The sequence below is a fragment of the Ekhidna sp. genome, from assembly GCF_965227465.1.
Taxonomy (GTDB): domain Bacteria; phylum Bacteroidota; class Bacteroidia; order Cytophagales; family Cyclobacteriaceae; genus Ekhidna.
Map to the genome: position 1 here is coordinate 4052247 of NZ_OZ245746.1, position 19978 is coordinate 4072224.

Here is a 19978-nt window from a genome sequence, read left to right on the forward strand (position 1 = left end):
AAGATACTTAATAGCTGGCTAAGTACTTTTAACTTTTAATTAAATCAGATATTATCAATATAATTAGAAATAGCTACTATAAGAAAATGTAGATCATTTTCTTCAATCACAAAAGGAGGCATTATATAGATCAAATTTCTAAAAGGACGGATCCAAACTCCATTCTTAACGAAGAATTCTTGTGCTCTTGAAACATCTACCGGATCGTTCATCTCAACCACACCAATAGCACCAAGTACCCGCACATCCTTTACACACAATGCATTTCCAAGCGGGAGTAACTCTCTTTTCAATTGCTTCTCAATTGCTTTGATCTTACTCTGCCAGCCTGAATCTAACAGTAATTCCAGGCTTTTGTTTGCAATGGCACATGCCAGGGGATTTCCCATGAAGGTAGGCCCATGCATAAATACTCCTGCCTCCCCATTGCAAATTGTTTCTGCCACCTGATGAGTGGTCAGTGTTGCAGCAAGAGTCATATAACCACCCGTCAGCGCCTTACCCACACACATAATATCGGGGCTAATATCTGCATGCTCGCAAGCAAAGAATTTTCCTGTCCGACCAAATCCGGTAGCGATCTCATCGGCTATTAAGAGCATGTCATGCTCATCGCAGAGTTGACGAATCTTTTTTAAATAGTCTGGTGAATAGAACCACATACCCCCGGCTCCCTGAACAATGGGCTCGAGGATAAAAGCTGCACACTTGTCACTATTGAGTCGAAAGAATTGTTCGAGTTGTCCCAGTTCGTCTTCATCATATTTCTCGCTGAATCGCTTGCTGGGTTGATCCACAAAAAGATGCTTGGGTAAAAAATCAGAAAATAAGTGGTGCATGCCACCCTCCGGGTCACAGACAGACATGGCGCCTGTGGTATCTCCATGATATCCATTACGGATAGTCATGAATTTATTTTTATGCGAGTTGCCTTTTGCATGTTGATACTGAATGGCCATTTTCATGGCGACTTCAACGGATACAGAACCTGAATCTGCCAGGAACACTTTTTCCAATCCTGCAGGCGTAATCTCAACCAGCTTATGACAGAGTTTGATTGCTGGCTCATGTGTGATACCTCCAAACATGACATGTGCCATCTTGCTAAGCTGGTCCGTAGCAGCATCATTTAGCTCTGGCACATTATAGCCATGGATAGCAGTCCACCAGCTGGACATCCCGTCGATGAGTTCCTTGCCATCAGCAAGTTTAAGTCTTACGCCACTGGCAGAGACGACAGGATAGGTTGGAAGCGGGTTGGTTAGTGAGGTGTACGGATGCCAGATGTTTTCCTGATCAAAGGTGAGCAGGGATGTGTCAAAAGTTGATTCTTGAGGCATAGCTATCAATGATTGCAGGCGTTATTTCTTTTTCTCTATCGATTTCTAAGAGGCATTTAGCCACTGACCTTTGCATAATGACATCAAAGGTAGAAGGGTTTTTTTCACCGTTGAAGATGATCCCTATAAGTGGAATTTGACGTGATTTCAACGCAGCTAAAGACAATAGGGTGTGATTGATACTTCCTAAGTAATAATCAGCAATCAGAATGACGGGTAAGCCTGTAGAAGCGACCCAGTCAATATTTAAATAATCCTCTCTCATAGGTACCATTAAGCCACCGGCCAGTTCCACGATTAATGGGTTTTCGGTAGTTGGTATTTGAAGGTTGGATGCTTCTATTGTCAAATCATCAATGGTGGCAGCTGCATGCGGAGACATGGGCTGAGTCAGTCGGTAAGCTTCCGGGTGTATGATTGTTTCAGACGTCCATCTTTTCACTTTATGTGAGTCGGTGTTGTCGAGATCACCGGCTTGTACCGGCTTCCAGTAGTCGGCCTTTAGCGCTTTACACAGGATCGCTGATGCCACTGTTTTTCCAGTGTCTGTGCCTATGCCCGCTACGATGATTTTTTGTTTCATTTTTATTTTTTATTAAACACCCCTGCAGTCCCCTCAAGGGGACATTCGACCTTCTTAATAGGAAGAAATCCCCCTTTGAAGGGGTTAAGGGGATGTAAGAACTCCAAAAAGCAAATCTATTTCCTCTTTGGTATTGTAAGAGTGGAGGCAGAATCGTATACGTTCTGACCCTTCAGCAACACTCGGTTTTCTAATCGGAAGTGCATTAATTCCTGCTTTTTTCAGTTTTTCAGCCAATTCGACAACTTCCTTATTTCCCGGAACAATCAAAGATTGGATTTGAGTGTTAGATTCAAGCCATTGCCCACTAGAATCGTTTCTTTTTTGCACGAAATACTGGATTTTTTCTTTCAACTGATCACGTTCAGCACCACATTTTGGAAGATGCTTATACATGGCGGAAATGCTGGCAAAATGATGATAAGATGGAGCGGTTGAGAAAATCAACGATCGGGAAAAATTCACCTGATAGTCCTTAAGCCATGCAGGGCCAACTACCGCTGCTCCGTGGATACCCGGACCCTTTCCAAAGGTCATAATCCTCGCGAAAACCTGATCTTCCAATCCTTGGCTTTGAACTAACCCTTCACCATTTTCTCCATAGACCGCCAATGCATGCGCTTCATCTACAATGAGCAAAGCATCGTGTTTGCTACATATTTCAGCGATTTCTTTTAATGGACAGAGGTCTCCATCCATACTGTAAACAGACTCAACCAAAACGATCTTTTGTTGATTGGTTTTCTTTAACTTTTGCTCAATGTCGGTAAGGTCATTGTGCTTAAATCTAATTTTTTGAGCGTGACCTAACCGTGCACCATCTATTAAGCTAGCGTGGATTAGTTCATCACAGATGAGTGTAGTCTCCCTGGTTGCCAGGCTGGAGATTAAACCCAGGTTAGCCATGTATCCTGAGACATAAATCAATGCACTTTCGGCATGATGAAAACGTGCAATTTCACGCTCAACACTTTCTGCATATTCACTATTTCCGCTTAATAAGCGTGAGCCGGTTGCCCCATTAATTTTAGGCGTATTGCTACATTGGTTCTCAATTGCAAAACGCAAACTTTGAGATTGAGCTAATCCAAGGTAATCGTTGGAATAAAAATCAATCCCATCCGGTGGGAGTGGGAGCGTTCGCAACAGGTGTTGCTGTTTTCGTTCTTCGAGTGCTTTTTGGTAGATGTTCAAAATTGTTGTTTATTGACACCCCGGCTGTCCCTGTTCAAGGGGACATTTACATCTTATTAAAGTGTGAAGTCCCCCTTTGAAGGGGGTTAGGGGGATGTAATTATGCTAATTCTTCTTTCTTGTCGTACTTAAATGCTTCTCGTGGCTGCAAGCCTAAAAGGTCAAACATTTCTTTATCGTCGTTGAAGTCAGGGTTTGGTGTGGTGAGCAACTTATCACCGGCGAAAATGGAATTCGCTCCAGCCATGAAGCAAAGTGCTTGCTCGCTTAAACTCATGCCTTCTCTCCCGGCTGATAGTCTTACGACGGACGCAGGCATAACCAATCTTGCAGTTGCAATCATTCGAATCAACTCATGGGCAGCAACTCTTGGCTGCTCTGCCAAAGGTGTACCTTCGACAGGCACCAATGCATTTACCGGCACTGACTCAGGATGCTGATCCATGTTTGCCAGTGTGAGAAGCATTCCCATTCGATCTTCCGCTGATTCCCCCATACCGATAATACCTCCGGAACACACACTGATTTTTGCTTTACGCACATTGTCGATGGTCTTGAGACGATCGTCATATTCCCTGGTGGATATGATATCGTCATAATAAGCTTCAGAGGTATCAATGTTATGATTGTAGGCATATAACCCCGCATCGGCCAGCTTTTTTGCCTGGTCTTCGGAGACCATTCCTAATGTGCAGCAAACTTCCATATCCATGCTGTTTACCGTCTTGACCATATCCAGTACTTTATCAAAATCACGATTATCTCTAACCTCTCTCCAGGCTGCACCTAAACACATTCTGGAAGCCCCATTAGCTTTCGCTGATTCTGCCTGAGCACGTACCTCATCTACCTCCATCAGCTTATGTACTTTGATATCTGTGTGGTATCTGGCAGCTTGGGGGCAATATGCACAATCTTCCGGGCAACCCCCGGTTTTAATCGAGATAAGACTACTAACCTGGACTTCTTTTGGATCATGATATTTGCGGTGCATGATTGCTGCCTCAAAAACTAACTCCATGAGTGGTTTATGGTAGATTTCTGAGATTTCTTCCAGTGTCCAGTTGTGCCTTACTTCTGCCATTCGCGTTTCTTTTAGGGTTCACGCAATATTACTTAAATCGACTTGTAGTGAATAGCATAAATGATAGGATTTTATACACCTAAGGGCGAAATCTTATTTTTATATACCGTGAAACCCGTAGTAAAATCCCGTGCTTAGTGGTATTCTATTAGGTGGCTCTTGGTGCTTGCTTTGTAAACGTGTCTGAATGTGCTCAGGCATTATTTAAACTAAAATCAAGAATCATGAAAAAATCTACTCTGAAATTGATGCTTTTGATACTCACAATGAGTGCGATTGTATCATCAACTGATGCCCAGTTAGGCAAGTTGAAAGATCTGAAAAATAAAGTCGCCAGTAAAGTAGGAGGAGGCGATAGGGATGCATTCCCTTCTGTCTGGACCAGCAAGACTAGCAGTAAGGCGAATATCTACTCATGTACAAGCCCGAATGGGAATTATGCCCTTACCACTTCTAAGACAGATATGTCCTTAATAGATGGTGCGAGCGGTGATGAACTTTGGTATGCGAAGTTTAAAGAAGCTACTGGCGAAGTAATTACCAACAGTAATTACCAGTACGTACTCTGGGAGGCCAATACCCTACTATTATTTGACTCAAAGGCTGGAAAGAACGATAGGATTGCCGGAATAAACCTGGCTGATGGTAGCCTTATGTGGACATTAGATGGCTATCAAATCCCAAAGAAGACTATTGAAGATGCGATTGCCTATATCCCGGAAATGAAGGCATTTGCTTTCAGTTTGCCTGCAAAAACGGTGATGATTGATGTAAAAGAAGGAGAAGTAATTTGGGAAACCGAAGAGTTCAGAGGTGCAATCGGAAGACACATATACCTTGAAGAAGAAGGTCAGATCGTCATGATCAACTTCATGCGAGGAGCATTTGATGCGTTCGCAGCTGGGATCGAAAACATTAATGCAATAGCAAAATTGGATATCAGAACCGGAGACGTAATTTGGAAAACCTCCCATCAGGGGTTTGGTGGAAAGAAATACATTACAAAAGAGCGCCAAGGGGATCTTAAAATAGAAGGAGATCGAATTTTTGTTATCTACAATGGTATCCAGGTATTTGATTTTAACACTGGGGAAAATGTTTGGAGTGCTTATTATAACCAGGATATCAAGATCCTTAAAAAGCCTGCAGGTATGGCCTCAGGCCTTGAAGGTGGAGCCGGTAGAAAGTTGAGCGGTGCTACCTATGATGCGATTGCAGATCCGCTTATTACCGATGACGCTGTATATGTAGTGCTTCAGGAAAAAGATAAAAAGGTAAGGAGAAAGTACCTTCAGAAATTTGATCTGGCAACCGGTGAGTTATTATGGACTTCTGAGAAAATCAATGACGCAAAAGCTTTACCTAGACTGGCACTAGTAGATGGTGTTTTGGTGGCCCAGATTGGAGGTCTAGTAAATCAACAGTACAGTGCAATGTTAAAAGATCCCGTTTCAAAAGGAACTTACTGGGCGCATGTGAATGAGTGGGTTTGGGTAGGAAAGTTTGGACTAAGGGGATTCAATGCAGATAATGGTACTGAGAAATGGAATTCAGATAAATTCAAAGGAGCAATCACTAAAATGGCCACTGATGGAGCGAATGTTTTTGCTGCCAGCAATAAATATTTCTACTCAATAAAAGCGAAGAATGGGGTTGAAAACTACCAGGTTGATTTTAAAGCGACCAAGGTAGGGAAGCCTAAATTCTCTTATGACATAGGTGAAGCGGTAACTATTATGGGAACAAAAGGAGTTACAGCCTTTCAAAAAAGCAATGGAGAGACGTTGTACTCTTCGGAAAAGATCAAAAAGATTGAACGGACCTATGAAAGAGGTGGAAAGCTTTACGTTCAGAATGAAAAAGATGATTTGACATTATTGGATCTTCAGACTGGTGCTACACTAGGAACTGTAAAAATTCCTAAGCACAACTCTGAGAAAAAGACGCTTGCGCAAGCAGCAGTAGGCGGTCAGGGCAATGATGAGCAATACGCTCGTATCAGAGAATTGAGTGGTGGAGCTGACTTAACCGAAGATGGCAAGTACATATTCGTTTTTGATGGCACCAAAATCATAAAATATCAAGCAGAGTAGCTTTGATTCATGGGGGTCGTTTCGATATGCTGAAACGGCTCCTTTTTATTTATAAATACACCGCTTATGTTACGTCTATCTACTATTCTTTTTTTCACTGTATTCTTTTCCTTTTTATATGCTCAGACTCCTGAGCTCGTCATACAGACGGGTCACCAGCTGGCGATTAATGATATGGAATATTCCCCGGATGGTAAGATTGTCGCCTCATGCAGCGAGGATAATACCATCAAACTCTGGGAAATTGCAACAGGTAAAGAAATGCAAACTTTATACGGCCACTCAAAGGCGGTAAATGACATTGCTTTTTCGCCGGACTCCAAGACTTTAATATCTGTTGGTGATGATCGAAAAGTTATTGTTTGGGAGGTGGAGACAGGTAAAATGGTCAAGACTATCAAGGAACACAAAAACAGGGTTTTGAGTGTGGACTACTCCCCTAAAGGAGACTACTTCGCCACAGCAGGGAAAGATAAGGTGGTACTCTTACACAATGTTTCTTCCGGAAAAATCAAAGAACTCTACGAGTTTAAAAGTGAGGTAAATCGAATTAAATTCCTGAATAGCGGAGACTATCTATACACGGAGACCGACAAGCTCTTGAGTAGGAATGCCTTTTTCTCAATTCCTCAAGGTAAAATGGTGACATGGGTACCCGGAGGAGGTGGTACTTCTATCAGTTTCGATGCAGTAGATGAGAAATTTTTGGTTGGAAGGGTGAATTATGGGACACCTATGGTCTCGATAATTAAAGACTGGAACATGATCTCGGACTGGAAGAAAAGTAAAGAACCTCTATGGAAGAGTTTCTTCCCTTACAACTTTCAGGACACCACCGGAGATTATAAAATCTTTTCTTTCAAAAGTCAGGATAACTACGATATCAACAAAGTAGAATCAGAATCAGTGGGTGCAGTTTCAACCGAATCTAATTTGAGCGCCTTCTTTTCAAAAGATGGAACCGATGATATTATAGCTGCCAATAAATTCGGTGAAATTCTATTCTGGAAGTACGATGACATTAAATTTTATCCCCGGACGGCAAATCCATACGCAAAGCTCAATGAGAAAATGGATAACATGTATGCAACCCCGTACAAAGTCATTGAAGCTCATAAATCTCCAATTATCGATCTGATACCATCAAAGGATGGTAAGTACCTATTCTCTTCGGCAAAGAATGGTGAAATGAAACTGTGGGATTTTGGACTTGAACGGAATATTCAGACGTTCACAAACGGTAAAGTATACCCAATGTATGCGGTAGCTTTTGGGCAGGACAGTAAAACTGTTGTGATCTCTACAGGAATCAAAGACCGGTACATCATTGATCTGGCTACTATGGAAGTGTTGGATCATTTCGAAAACGAATACGCAATCGAGGGCTTTGCTTATTCAAAAGATAAAACCAAAGCGCTGGTAGCCTACTACAATAGCTCTTTTTTCCATCTCATGGATATGAGGGACAAATCGATCCTTCGAACATTCAAAGGGCATTTAGGGGAGATTACATCTTTAAAGTTCTCTGAAGACGAAACCCAGGCAATTTCAACAGCTACAGAGGGAAAACAAATCACGTGGGATTTGACGAGTGGAGAAATTGTGAACAATGAGCTTGCTGCTACAAAGCCGGGTGTAAGTGAAGCCAATGGAAGTAGTCTGAAAAAGGAAGAGACCCAGGCCATCCTCACCTCTTCAAGCGGAAAATACAATTTGACACACCAAAACAAAGTCACTTCATACGGGTACACTCCTGATGATAAATATGCATTTACCTCGAGCATGGATGGTGCACTTGCCCTTTGGGATCCCGTCAGCGGAGAAAATATTGCCAGAATCATGGTGACACGCGAAAATGAGGTAATCGCTCTGACCAATGACTTTTACTTCATGGCGTCAAAAGATGCGCTTAAATCGATCGCCTTTAAGTACAAAGGAAAGATGTACCCATTTGAGCAATTCGATTTTCAATTTAATCGTCCGGATATATTACTGGAAAGGATCGGCTATGCCAATAGTCGGCTTGTAAAAGCCTATAAGGTGGCATACAAAAAACGAAGGGTGCAATTAGGAATTCCTGAGGATGCAACACTCAATTTCAACACGCCTGACATCTCGTTAAATCTAGCTGAGCTTCCGCGCTCAACGAGTTCAAGGTCATTGACTTTTAAAGTCTCAGGGCAGGATGAAATAGAAGAATTAAGAGCAATCAATATTAAAATCAATGGAGTCCCTGTTTTGCCAATCTCAATTACAGGGAAAGAAGTTGAAAAACAGGTGGAAATTGATCTAAGTGAGGGTAATAATACTCTGGAGGTGAGTCTACTAAATGCTAAAGGAGTATCCTCACTTAGTCAATATTTTGAAGTTAAGTACATACCTGAAACTCCTGGAAAAAAAGACCTTTATCTCGTTACTGTTGGTGTTTCAAACTATGAAAATGAGGATTTTAATTTGACATATGCTTCTAAGGATGCAAAAGACTTGGCACAGCTGTTTTCAAGCCAGAATCAGTTTGAAAACGTCTATCATTTGAACTACCTCAATGAGGAGGCGACTCCCGAAAATGTGAAAACCACACGGGAGCGATTGGAGCAGTCAAAGATTGACGACCATGTCATTTTCTTCTTTGCAGGGCATGGGTTGTTAAGTCGCGAGCTGGATTATTTCCTTGCAATGCATCACATTGATTTTAATAATCCGGACGAGGGAGGCATGGCATATGAGGATGTAGAAAAATTGCTTTCCTATATCCCCTCACGTAATAAATTGATATTGATTGACGCCTGTCATTCTGGAGAGGTTGAGAAAGACAATGTGGTGTTAGAAGAAGGAACCGGAAATACTCCAAATGCACGACTTACTTCACGCGGATTTTCCAATGTGAGAGAGAAAACAGGCCTCAGTCGGATATTAGGTTATGGCAATCTGTTCAAGTTTATGCGCTCGCAATTTGCGGACCTGAGGGAAAATACAGGAACCATTGCAATCTCCAGTGCCGGAGGTGCTGAATACGCACTTGAAAGCGCTGATTGGAAAAATGGGGTATTTACCTATTACCTGAAGGAAGGGATGATTAACAATGGAGCAGATCTAAATGGAGATGGAAAAATCTATGCGAGTGAGATGCAGAAATACCTATCCGAAAAAGTATATGAAGCGACTGATGGGAAGCAGCAACCTACAACACGGGTGGCCAACCTCAATCATGATATACTAATTAAGGAATACTAACCGTCTGTAGTTGTTTGAAAAAGAGAGTCATCGTAATAGATGACTCTTTTTTTATCATCGCTAATGTTGATGACCTCTAACCCTTCTTAAATCAAATTATTGGCATAAGCGAATTTGATCAGCCCTACCAGGTTATTTGTTCCCGTTTTTCGAAAGATGTTCTTACGATGAGTTTCAACTGTCCGTTCACTGATAAATAGCTCTTCCGCCATTTGCCTGTTGGTATATTCCTTGGCGATTAGTTTGAGAATCTCCCGCTCACGATCGGTGAGTAGTTTCTGTTCTTCCACTCCATTAAGGCCTTTCATGAGCATGGTATTTACATCAGAACTTAGATACACCTTACCATTCTTCACTGCTCTGACCGCATTTACCAATTCATGGTGTGAGTCTTTTTTAAGGATGTAGCCATCTACTCCTTCTTTAAGGATCTCTTTAATTAAATGTGCTTCATCATGCTGGCTTAATACGATGATTCTAATGTCGGAATATTTCTGTTTCACTCTTCTAACAAGCGTCAAACCATCGTCATCCGGAAGATTATAATCGGTGATCAGAAGATCGACATTTTTCTGTGTTAGCTGATCTAAAGTTTCCTGCACAGATCCAGCGGAACCCACAACTTCCAAATCATCTTCGGTAGAAAGAATTTTAATAAGTCCGCCTAATAGGATGGCGTGATCATCGGTTAGAAATATTTTCATCTTAGCAGCTTTATCTCTGCCTAGGAAAGTTAGTAAATTCATCCGGCTTCCTCTTTAATCAACGCTTTAGATCATCAAAGAAGGATAAGGAAGCGAAAGGATACTATACCAGCTCCATGGTATTTTGTTCTACTTCTTCCTCAACTATGGACAATATGGGAGCATTAAGAATCAATGTATTTCCTTTTACTCCTTTGTATGTTTCCAATTCAAGCGACCCCTTAATCAGGTTTGCCCTAGTGTTTAGGTTTTTCCATCCATTGCCCTTACCGTCACGAAGGAGTTCACGATCGAATCCTGTTCCATTGTCCTCTATCAATAGAGTTATTTCTTCCTCATCTTTAGTGATTTGGAGGGTGACCTTAGTAGCATCTGAATATTTGAGAATATTATTGATCCATTCCTGAGAAATGCGATAAAGGGAAATTTCTTGTAGTTCCGAAAGGCGATTTTCCAGGCCAAAAACATTTAATTCAATATGAATCTTACCAGTACCGTTAATTCGATCTACAAACTCTCTTAGCCCACTTTCCAACCCATTTTTTATAAGCGTTTGAGGCATTAGGTCGAAGCAGATATTCTTTAGCTCCCCATACATGTCATCAATTACTTTTGATGATTCTTCAAAAACCTTTTGACGTTCATTGAGCTTTGCTCCATCCTTTAAGTTTTGAAGATTCATATTTAAAATAGAAATCATCTGACCAAAGCCATCATGAAGGTCTCTGGCATATCTTGAGCGTTCTTTTTCTTGTGAAGCGATCGCTGCTCTCAACTCAGCTTCTTTTGTAGCTATCTTAGCCTCCTGAAGAATGATTTGCTGCTTTTTCTTAGTCCGATTTCGCCACAATAAGCCAATGGTAATTAACAATATCAGGGCCATTGCAGCTGCTACTAAGAGAATTTGATTTCTTTGCAAAGCGGCAGCTTGTAATACGATGGTTTGTTCTTTCTTCTCCGTTTGATATTTGGTTTCAAGTTCAGCGACTTGTTGGCTTTTGCGTTCGTTAAATAAGCTGTCTTTAAGTTGAGTATGATCTTTGAAAAAGCTGAGCGCAGCTTTATAATCTCCGCGTTGCTCGCGAACAATTGAAATCATCGAAAGCACGTATTGTTCAAAATCAGTATAAGATGTTTTCTGCGCAATTTCTAGAGCTTCTTTAAAGTAGTTTTCTGCTTCTGAATAAAGACCTTCTTCTAAAAGCATTTCACCAATATTGTTCTTAACAATACCATAACCCACCTCATCTCCGATCATTAATTTGTATTTGGCTGCCAGATTAAAGTAATACTTGGCACTATCAATTTTATTCAACCTGGTGTAAACCATTCCCAGGTTATCATAATTGTAGCTAAGACCTATTGTGTCACTAATCGCAGATTTTACTTCAGTAGATTCCAGATAATAGTCGAGTGATTCGCTAAATTTTTCTTGCTGAAATAGTAAGACGCCAATATTATTAAGGCTATTGCCTATGCCAAGCGAATCATTTTTAGCGATCGCATATTCAAGCCCTTGATTGAAGTAGTTATTGGCGAGTTCAAAATTTCCCTGTTTTTTTTGAAGCGTTCCGATCAGGTTTAGTATTTCAGCAGGTTTTTCTTTTGAATCAAATTCACTGAACAAATCAAGCGACTCCTGATAATTAGTAAGTGCTTTTTCAAAATTTCCAAGACAATAATGTGTTAGGCCAAGTTGAAGTAACGCCTCAGCTTTCAAATTTGATTTTACGGCATTCAGAATATCGAGCGCTTGAAATGCATCTAATTTTTCATCACATGTCATTGATGAAGAAGTGATTTGCTGAAGTGATGCTTCTGACAGCTTTGACTGAGAAAAGGCATTTAAAGCAGTAAGTAGGATGATTAGGGTTAGGTATCTCATGCTACTAATTTGTTTAATTATGATGATTAAGCCGCGTTGTGGATACTATTTTTCGTTTAAATCAATCTAGCCATGGATGATTTAATTAATAGAAAAACAAAAAACCTGATTCGTAAAAGAATCAGGTTTTTTAAGTCGTAGTTATTTTGATGAGGGTCAGATAAAAAAGCGTTCTGCAAAATACACCAGCGTGAAGACTGTAGCAGGTCCAATTAAATACACAATAGATGAATTGTTGGTTTTACTAAGAAGTTGATGTAATAAAGGAATTGATAGGGATGCCATCAATAATATTATGCCTTTAGCCGGACTAACAGACATCAAAAATATTGCTGCCATGCTATTTATTAATACGGCGGTTAGAGCCGATAATTTCTCTTCTCCTTCTAAAAAGATTATGGAAAGCGCCCAACTTGACAGCCATATGATTGATAGGTAAAACTCAGGGAGTGAACTGAATGCCAAGGGAACTGCTACGGTCAAAAATAATACGATAGCAAGTTGAATTGCTCCTGTCCAGAGGCCTTTAATCGAGAATTGCAATGTCATAGTATGGGATTTAGTGGGGTTCAACACTATGAGTATACGTTAAACGGCAACCAAATGTTTGATTGATATCTAACGTATATAGTGCTCAAAACTCCATTATCGTCTTTTCAATAATGTCACAGCAATCGTGCAGTTGCTCCTCTATCATTACCAACGGAGGGGCAAATCTGATAATGTTACCGTGTGTTGGTTTGGCGAGTAAGCCATTCTCTTTAAGCTTCATGCAAATATCCCAGGCAGTTGAGCTATCCTCAGAGTCATTAATAACAATTGCATTAAGTAGACCTTTACCGCGAACTAGCGTCACCAAATCTGACTTTTCAATCAATTGATTCATTCGGTCTCTGAAAATATCCCCAAGCTTCCGTGCATTCTGAGTCAGTTTTTCATCTCGGATAACACTCAATGCAGCTATTCCGACTGCTCCAGCAACAGGATTACCACCAAAAGTAGATCCATGCTGACCAGGCTTTATCACCTCCATCACTTCATTGTCAGCTAATACCGCTGATACCGGATAAGCTCCTCCGGAAAGTGCTTTTCCCAGGATCAAGATGTCAGGTTGTGTATAAGTTGATTGCTTTTCGCAGTGACCTTCGCATGAACAATCTCCACAGACTCTTAGTAAAGCTCCTGTTCTGCCAATTCCTGTTTGAACTTCATCGGCGATAAATAAGACTCCATGCTTCTGGCATAATCCTTTCGCTTTCTTGATATAACCTTCATCCGGAACCATAACCCCGGCTTCACCCTGAATTGGTTCAACAAGGAATCCAGCTACATTTTCACCCTGAAGTGCTCTTTCTAATTCACTTAAGTCGTTATAAGGAATCCGATTAAAGCCTGGAGTATATGGTCCAAAATTTTTGTTGGCCACAGGATCGTTAGAGAAAGATACGATAGTGGTAGTTCGGCCATGGAAGTTGTTATCACAAACAATTATTTGAGCCTTGTTTTCATCAATCCCTTTCTTCTCATAGGCCCACTTTCTACATAGTTTAATTGCAGTCTCCACAGCCTCTGCTCCTGTATTCATCGGAAGCACCTTATCAAAGCCAAAGTATTCAGTAATGAATTTCTCATATGGACCTAAGGAATTATTATAAAAAGCCCTGGAAGTTAATGTTAAGGTCTCAGCTTGCTTGGTCATAGCACCCACGATCGCAGGATGGCAATGTCCTTGATTGACAGCAGAATATGCAGATAGAAAATCATAATACTGTCTTCCTTCTACATCCCATACATGCACTCCATCTCCTTTCGCCAAAACAACTGGTAAGGGATGATAGTTATGTGCACCATGCATGTCTTCCAACTTTATTAATTCCTCGCTCGTCAGTGTCTTACTTTCTATCATATTTTTGCAATTTTATTCTGAAGCACAAGATTAACAATTTAAGCGTTGAGCCACAATTGAAAACACATTTAGAACCAGAAGATTTCTACATCAATTCCCAGGGAAAAATGGTGCTTACAGAAAAATATTTGCTAAAAAGGGGGTACTGTTGTGGTAATGCGTGCAAACATTGCCCTTATGGACACGAAAATGTTATACAATAGTTTGCATATTGGGTTGAAATCCCGATATTTGCACTCCATTTTTGAAAACGGGATAGAAAGATGTCAAAAGTTTGCGATATAACAGGTAAGAGACCACAGGTAGGAAACAACGTTTCTCACGCTAATAATAAAACGAAAAGAAGGTTTAATCCGAATCTTCAGAAGAAACGTTTCTACATTCCTGAAGAGGATACGTGGATCACATTGAAGGTATCTACTTCAGCCTTGAGAACAATCAACAAAAACGGAATCACTTCTGTGCTTAAAAAAGCAAGAGCCAGTGGCATGGTGATCAAGTAAGTTGACAAGAAAGAAATTCAAACCCTGGCATTACGTCAGGGTTTTTTTATGCCTTTTATCCAGTATTTCCACCAGTGGTTGGATTGACATGGAACGAGACGCATGCTTACGTATTATATTTATCGTCCCAAACAAATACATGATAATGAAAAAGCTTCTCACCTTATTTCTGATCGGACTTTCAATTAGTGTATCTGCTCAAAATGAACCAGATGATTTTCTGACAAAAGAATTTCATACCGAAAGACGAGCGTTGGTTCGTGAAAAAATGCCTGATAACTCAGTTGCAGTATTTTTTGCAAACCCGGTAAGAAACAGAGCCAATGATGTAGATTATATTTATCATCAGGATCCTAATTTCTATTATCTGACTGGATATAAAGAACCTCATGCTGTTCTGATGATTTTCAAAGAGGAGCAGGAAGGACCTGATGGAAATTTTAATGAGATTATCTTCATCCAGCCGCGCAATGCCATGGCAGAGATGTGGACGGGCAGAAGAATGGGTATTACAGGTGTAAAGGAGAAGCTCGCCTTCAATCAGGTATTTAATAACACGGAGTTTGAAGCTTATAATATTGACTTTTCAGCTTTTGATAAAGTGCTTTTCTACGACTTCTTTAACGATGTACGTGATACCCGGGCGGAGGGAGACCTATATGATTTGATCACCTCATTTAAGCAAAAATCCGGTTATCCAACGGAGGGAGACCTTACCATCGAATCAGCGGCGAATAATTTAGATATGGAAACCCTGGACCAGATCATGAGAGATCTGAGAGGTATCAAAACGGAAGATGAGATCGAGTTACTTCGAAAAGCAGTGGATATTTCTTGTATAGCTCAGGCTGAAGTAATGAAAGCATTGAAACCGGGAATGAGTGAACGAGAAGTTCAGGGCATTCATGAATTCATTTTCAAAAAGTACCAGGCGGAATATGAAGGATACCCATCAATAGTTGGTGAAGGTAACAATGGGTGTATCCTGCACTACATAGAAAATTATAAGCCTGAAATAAGCAGTGATAAAATGATCTTGATGGATTTAGGAGCAGAGTATCATGGCTACACGGCAGACGTCACAAGAACAATACCTGTCGATGGTGAATTTTCGGAGGAAGAAAGGACGATTTATGATCTGGTATACAAAGCACAAGACGCAGCTATTAAAGCAGCTAAACCTGGAGTAAACATCGGAAGAGATTTGGATGCTGCCATTGCCAGAAAGATCATAAACGAAGGATTGGCTGAGCTGGGAATTATAGATAGCGCAGGGCAGAGACATCTTTATTACCCGCATGGTTTAGGACACCACATTGGTTTGGATGTACATGATAAGGGAAACTATGAATACCTAGAAGCGGGAATGGCAATTACCATTGAGCCGGGTATCTATATTCCGGAAGGAGCGAAATGTGATGAAAAGTGGTGGGGAATCGCCGTTCGAATTGAGGACTGTATTCTGATTACGGAAGATGGCTATGAGCTTTTATCAGACCTTGCACCGCGGAAAAGTGACGAAATAGAAAAATTGATGAAAGAACCCAGCCCACTGGATGCATTCGTGCTTCCTGAAATTGGGAAAGATTAATAATTGAATGTAGAGGAATTAAGGAAAAATAGCTGAACTAACGTTTTTAAAATCAACTAATTCTACTACATTTGCACTCCTTTTTGGAAAAGACAAAATAAAATGGCGAAGAAAGGAAATAGAGTCCAAGTAATTCTCGAGTGCACAGAGCACAAAAATAGTGGTCTTCCAGGCACAAGCCGGTACATCACTACGAAGAACAGAAAAAACACTCCTGATCGGATAGAGTTGAAGAAATACAACTCGATCATGAGAAAGTATACCGTACACAAAGAAATTAAGTAACCATGGCAAAGAAAGTAGTAGCAACTCTTAAGCAACCAGGTGGAGCGAAATACGCTAAAGTGATCAAAGCGATCAAAGGCGACAATGGATCTTACAGTTACCGAGAAGAAATGGTTCTTGAAGGTGATGTGAAAGACACATTGGCTAAGTAAGAAATTAAATCCTAGAAGATGGAAGGCCGCTCCGACGAACACGTCAGAGTGGCTTTTTTTATATTCATTACTTTATCTAATCCGATACAATTATGGGGATAAAAAGTTTTTTCTCAAAAGACAAGAAGGAGTCACTTGATAAAGGGCTCGAAAAGTCGAAACAAAACTTCTTTACCAAACTGAATAAAGCAGTTGTTGGAAAGTCAACCGTAGATGCAGATGTATTGGATGAACTTGAGGAGGTTTTGATTACTTCAGATGTTGGTGTTGAAACTACCGTGAAAATCATCGATCGAATTGAAGAGCGTGTAGCGAAAGATAAGTACCTCAATACTTCAGAGTTAAATAGAATTCTTCGTGAAGAAATCGCCGGTCTCCTTTCGGAAAACAATACCAAAGATCTTGTTGATTTTGATCTGCCACAGGTGGATGGCCCTTATGTTATTTTAGTTGTTGGAGTAAATGGTGTAGGTAAAACCACCACCATTGGGAAACTTGCAGCACAATTCAAGTCATTAGGTAAAAATGTAATTTTAGGAGCTGCTGATACGTTTCGTGCTGCTGCGGTTGATCAACTAATCATGTGGGGGGAACGGGTTGGAGTACCGGTAGTCTCGAAAGGAATGAATACAGACCCGGCTGCAGTTGCTTTTGAAGCTGCAAAGAGAGGCAAAGAAGAAAATGCGGATGTAGTCATCATCGATACAGCAGGAAGGCTTCATACGAAAGTTAATCTGATGAATGAGCTTTCTAAGATCAAGAACGTAGTTCAAAAGTTTATCCCGGAAGCTCCTCATGATGTCATGCTAGTACTTGATGGTAGTACCGGACAAAACGCTTTTATTCAGGCTAAAGAATTTACCAAAGCAACAGAAGTAACATCCTTGGCCGTGACCAAACTCGATGGAACAGCAAAAGGCGGTGTGGTCATTGGGATTTCAGACCAGTTTAAAATTCCGGTAAAGTATATCGGAGTTGGTGAGAAAGTAGAAGATCTACAGGTCTTCAATAAGACAGAATTTGTGGATTCATTCTTTAAAAATCAGTCTTAATTGTCTCGTTAATAGCTTTCCGCAAGAATTCTTTATTTAGCTGAATCTTCCTGATATATTTATCAATTTTGATTTGTTGAGATTTTTCAGGTTGATTGGAGTGTGCAGAAATCATGATAATTTTTGGCTTCCGGTCTAGTGTGTCCAAGGCCTCAAATCCATCCAGATAGGGCATTTCAAGGTCTAAGAGTAGCACATCCGGTTTATCCTTCACCACCTTCATGATCCCATCGACTGGATTTTGATAGGTACCAATTAAATCCATATCCTCATACTCCCAAAAATAAGCTTTGAGTGATTGAAGAAATAGCGGATCATCGTCAATGGCAATGCAGGTGATCATAAATTGATTTTCCCGCTAAAATACCTCACTTTTTTAAGCATTTTCCAGCAGCTTGGAGGAAACCTCTCTGGTAAAGTGTAATGAGGTTATTTGTGAAAAAAGCTTAATCAACTACCTGAGATCCCCCAACAATTTTCTTAGTCTTTACCGCAATCAATGATTCTGGTGTCATAACGAAAGCAAACTTTGCAAAATCACGGTTGACTTTAACCTCGGTACAAATTCCGTTTGTATAGGTGTAAATATTTAATCCGTCGGGAGATTCGAGTTCATACACATGCTCACCAATTGAGTTGAAAGTCATATATTGGCCAAATTGAGGTGAATATACCTTTTGTCGGTCTTTAGGTTCTTCGAAGTATACAGTAGCAACGGAGTAGTCAATCTGATCTTTCATTGTTGTCCGTATACCGTCTAAGTCCAAGGTGTATTTTTCACCATCAAACCATATTGTGGATTTTTTCTGTGTGGATCCGTTCAGTTGATTATGTGTGTACTCTTTGATCAACTTTCCATATTGATATTCGCTGGTCGATTCATAGTCGACAGTAAATGAGAAGAGAATTCTAAATGTCACCTTACTATTGATCTCATACTTAACCTCGTTTTGCGAAAGTTTTCGCTTCACAGTCATATCTCCCAGCTTCTTGCTACCCTTAATAACCTCATAATTTAAGGTTTGACCAAGAGCTGCTTGGCTGACAATTGTGAAGATTAATATGATCAGGTTTCTTTTCACTGAATAGAAATCATTAGCTTAAAGACACAAATAGTTTCAAATTGTTTCCGCTCAAGTTAGATTAAAAAACACCCAACTCATGCGTTTTAAAAAAGTAAGTTTCAAAAATACAAATGGACAGGAACTTTCCGGAAGATTGGATTTTCCTTTAATTGGCAAACCTAAAGCTTATGTACTCTTCGCACATTGCTTTACCTGCTCAAAGAATTTGAAATCCGTGGATCATATCAGTCATGCTTTTACCCAACAGGGTATGGCGATACTGCGATTTGATTTTACTGGATTAGGCCAAAGCAAGGGAGATTTTTCTGATACTAACTTTTCGTCCAACCTTTCAGATCTAGAAGATGCTTACACTTTTCTGGAAGAATATTATGAAGCCCCACAAATAATGGTTGGGCACTCTCTCGGCGGTGCTGCGGTGCTTCATGTTTCCGGAGCGTTAGCAAACGTGAGAGCAGTAGCCACTATAGGAGCTCCTTCTACACCTGAGCATGTTACTCACCTGCTGGATAATGGGAGAAAGGACCTGGAGGAGAAAGGAGAGGCAGATGTAAACATCGGAGGAAGGACGTTCAAAATGAAAAAGCAGTTTTTAGAAGATCTGGAAAGCAAAGAAAGAAACGGGGTAATCAAAAACTTAGGAAAGTCATTATTGATCATTCATTCACCACAGGACAACATAGTAGGAATTGAAAATGCTCAGGAGATTTACATGGAGGCCATGCACCCAAAAAGTTTTGTCTCTCTGGATGGAGCAGATCATTTAATGTCAAAAGAAGAAGATGCAAAGTATGCGGGTTCTATTATCTCTGGCTGGGCATCCAGATATATTGAAGTGTCAGCTAAGGAAGAGTCTCCCGAAGGCGAGGTTTTGACAAGGGTTGGTGAAAAAGGATATACGACTGAAATAATTTCTGGGAGACATCAATTGATTGCAGATGAGCCACCGAGTGTTGGGGGAGACGATTATGGCCCGACTCCTTATGGATATCTTCTTTCAGGACTAGGGGCTTGTACCGCTATGACTTTACGTATGTACGCCGATCATAAAGGGATAGACTTGAAGGAGGTTGAAGTAAAGCTCACACATGATAAAGTACATAAACAAGATGGCGAGAACAGCGAAAGTTCGAAGGGTAAAATCGATCAGATTAAGCGGAAAATAAAGCTAACCGGGGATTTAACTGATGAGCAAAGAAAGCGTTTAATTGAGATTGCGGATAGGTGCCCTGTTCACAAAACGCTAGAGGGAAAACCTGAGATCTTGACAGAGGAAGTGAAATAAAA

General features: G+C 40.5%; 19 protein-coding genes. 9 read left to right on the forward strand and 10 right to left on the reverse strand.

Translation table 11 applies throughout. The features are described 5' to 3' along the window. Positions 1 to 44 precede the first annotated feature (44 nt). From bioA to bioB, 4 genes are all read right to left on the reverse strand, one after another. Positions 45 to 1340, reverse strand: coding sequence for an adenosylmethionine--8-amino-7-oxononanoate transaminase (gene bioA, locus ACO05G_RS17880; protein ID WP_421763973.1), 1296 nt, complete (start codon positions 1338 to 1340; stop codon positions 45 to 47). Next, positions 1318 to 1923 carry a dethiobiotin synthase gene (gene bioD, locus ACO05G_RS17885; RefSeq protein WP_421763974.1) on the reverse strand — a complete coding sequence of 202 codons (606 nt, stop codon included), beginning with the start codon at positions 1921 to 1923 and terminating at the stop codon, positions 1318 to 1320. The genes bioA and bioD overlap by 23 nt, the downstream gene beginning before the upstream one ends. Positions 1924 to 2007: 84 nt before the next feature. Continuing rightward, entirely contained in the window at positions 2008 to 3117 is a 1110-nt protein-coding gene (locus tag ACO05G_RS17890) for an aminotransferase class I/II-fold pyridoxal phosphate-dependent enzyme (protein ID WP_421763975.1), read from the reverse strand. Positions 3118 to 3217: 100 nt separating this feature from the next. Further along, a complete protein-coding gene (gene bioB, locus ACO05G_RS17895; protein WP_421763976.1) occupies positions 3218 to 4201 on the reverse strand; it encodes a biotin synthase BioB in 984 nt (327 codons plus the stop codon). Positions 4202 to 4425: 224 nt separating this feature from the next. Between bioB and ACO05G_RS17900 the strand changes: the two genes are divergently transcribed. Further along, positions 4426 to 6294 carry a PQQ-binding-like beta-propeller repeat protein gene (locus tag ACO05G_RS17900; RefSeq protein ID WP_421763977.1) on the forward strand — a complete coding sequence of 623 codons (1869 nt, stop codon included), beginning with the start codon at positions 4426 to 4428 and terminating at the stop codon, positions 6292 to 6294. Between the two features lie 66 nt (positions 6295 to 6360). Continuing rightward, the gene (locus ACO05G_RS17905; RefSeq protein WP_421763978.1) at positions 6361 to 9528 is read left to right on the forward strand and encodes a caspase family protein; all 3168 of its coding nucleotides are present in this window, start codon (positions 6361 to 6363) and stop codon (positions 9526 to 9528) included. 86 nt (positions 9529 to 9614) lie between these two features. Here ACO05G_RS17905 and ACO05G_RS17910 read toward each other — a convergent pair whose 3' ends face one another. The 4 genes from ACO05G_RS17910 to rocD form a co-directional block, all read right to left on the reverse strand. Next, positions 9615 to 10274, reverse strand: coding sequence for a response regulator transcription factor (locus ACO05G_RS17910; RefSeq protein WP_348283297.1), 660 nt, complete (start codon positions 10272 to 10274; stop codon positions 9615 to 9617). A gap of 61 nt (positions 10275 to 10335) precedes the next feature. Beyond that, positions 10336 to 12117 (reverse strand): tetratricopeptide repeat protein, encoded by a 1782-nt coding sequence (locus tag ACO05G_RS17915; protein ID WP_421763979.1) that lies wholly within the window; start codon positions 12115 to 12117, stop codon positions 10336 to 10338. 156 nt (positions 12118 to 12273) lie between these two features. After that, positions 12274 to 12666: a hypothetical protein gene (locus tag ACO05G_RS17920; RefSeq protein WP_421763980.1), complete on the reverse strand. Its 393-nt coding sequence runs from the start codon at positions 12664 to 12666 to the stop codon at positions 12274 to 12276. Positions 12667 to 12751: 85 nt separating this feature from the next. Continuing rightward, positions 12752 to 14023, reverse strand: coding sequence for an ornithine--oxo-acid transaminase (gene rocD / locus ACO05G_RS17925; protein WP_421763981.1), 1272 nt, complete (start codon positions 14021 to 14023; stop codon positions 12752 to 12754). Between rocD and ACO05G_RS17930 the strand changes: the two genes are divergently transcribed. The 6 genes from ACO05G_RS17930 to ftsY all read left to right on the forward strand — a co-directional run bounded on the left by ACO05G_RS17930 (position 14005) and on the right by ftsY (position 17606). Next, positions 14005 to 14226, forward strand: coding sequence for a DUF5522 domain-containing protein (locus ACO05G_RS17930; RefSeq protein ID WP_421763982.1), 222 nt, complete (start codon positions 14005 to 14007; stop codon positions 14224 to 14226). The genes rocD and ACO05G_RS17930 overlap by 19 nt on opposite strands. A gap of 60 nt (positions 14227 to 14286) precedes the next feature. Further along, positions 14287 to 14526 carry a 50S ribosomal protein L28 gene (gene rpmB / locus ACO05G_RS17935; protein ID WP_421763983.1) on the forward strand — a complete coding sequence of 80 codons (240 nt, stop codon included), beginning with the start codon at positions 14287 to 14289 and terminating at the stop codon, positions 14524 to 14526. Positions 14527 to 14671: 145 nt separating this feature from the next. Beyond that, positions 14672 to 16117 (forward strand): aminopeptidase P N-terminal domain-containing protein, encoded by a 1446-nt coding sequence (locus ACO05G_RS17940; RefSeq protein WP_421763984.1) that lies wholly within the window; start codon positions 14672 to 14674, stop codon positions 16115 to 16117. Between the two features lie 102 nt (positions 16118 to 16219). Further along, positions 16220 to 16402 carry a 50S ribosomal protein L33 gene (rpmG, locus tag ACO05G_RS17945; RefSeq protein ID WP_348283304.1) on the forward strand — a complete coding sequence of 61 codons (183 nt, stop codon included), beginning with the start codon at positions 16220 to 16222 and terminating at the stop codon, positions 16400 to 16402. Between the two features lie 2 nt (positions 16403 to 16404). Beyond that, positions 16405 to 16554, forward strand: coding sequence for a DUF4295 family protein (locus tag ACO05G_RS17950; protein ID WP_348279825.1), 150 nt, complete (start codon positions 16405 to 16407; stop codon positions 16552 to 16554). Between the two features lie 92 nt (positions 16555 to 16646). After that, entirely contained in the window at positions 16647 to 17606 is a 960-nt protein-coding gene (ftsY, locus tag ACO05G_RS17955; RefSeq protein ID WP_348283305.1) for a signal recognition particle-docking protein FtsY, read from the forward strand. On the opposite strand, the gene ACO05G_RS17960 is transcribed toward ftsY, so the two are convergent. Together ACO05G_RS17960 and ACO05G_RS17965 are read right to left on the reverse strand one after the other, a co-directional pair. Further along, positions 17590 to 17949 carry a LytR/AlgR family response regulator transcription factor gene (locus ACO05G_RS17960; RefSeq protein ID WP_421763985.1) on the reverse strand — a complete coding sequence of 120 codons (360 nt, stop codon included), beginning with the start codon at positions 17947 to 17949 and terminating at the stop codon, positions 17590 to 17592. The two genes, ftsY and ACO05G_RS17960, sit on opposite strands and share 17 nt — an antisense overlap. A gap of 103 nt (positions 17950 to 18052) precedes the next feature. After that, entirely contained in the window at positions 18053 to 18688 is a 636-nt protein-coding gene (locus tag ACO05G_RS17965; RefSeq protein WP_421763986.1) for a DUF6134 family protein, read from the reverse strand. 79 nt (positions 18689 to 18767) lie between these two features. On the opposite strand from ACO05G_RS17965, the gene ACO05G_RS17970 reads away from it, so the two are divergent. Beyond that, the gene (locus ACO05G_RS17970; protein ID WP_421763987.1) at positions 18768 to 19976 is read left to right on the forward strand and encodes an alpha/beta fold hydrolase; all 1209 of its coding nucleotides are present in this window, start codon (positions 18768 to 18770) and stop codon (positions 19974 to 19976) included. Positions 19977 to 19978: the final 2 nt, after the last annotated feature.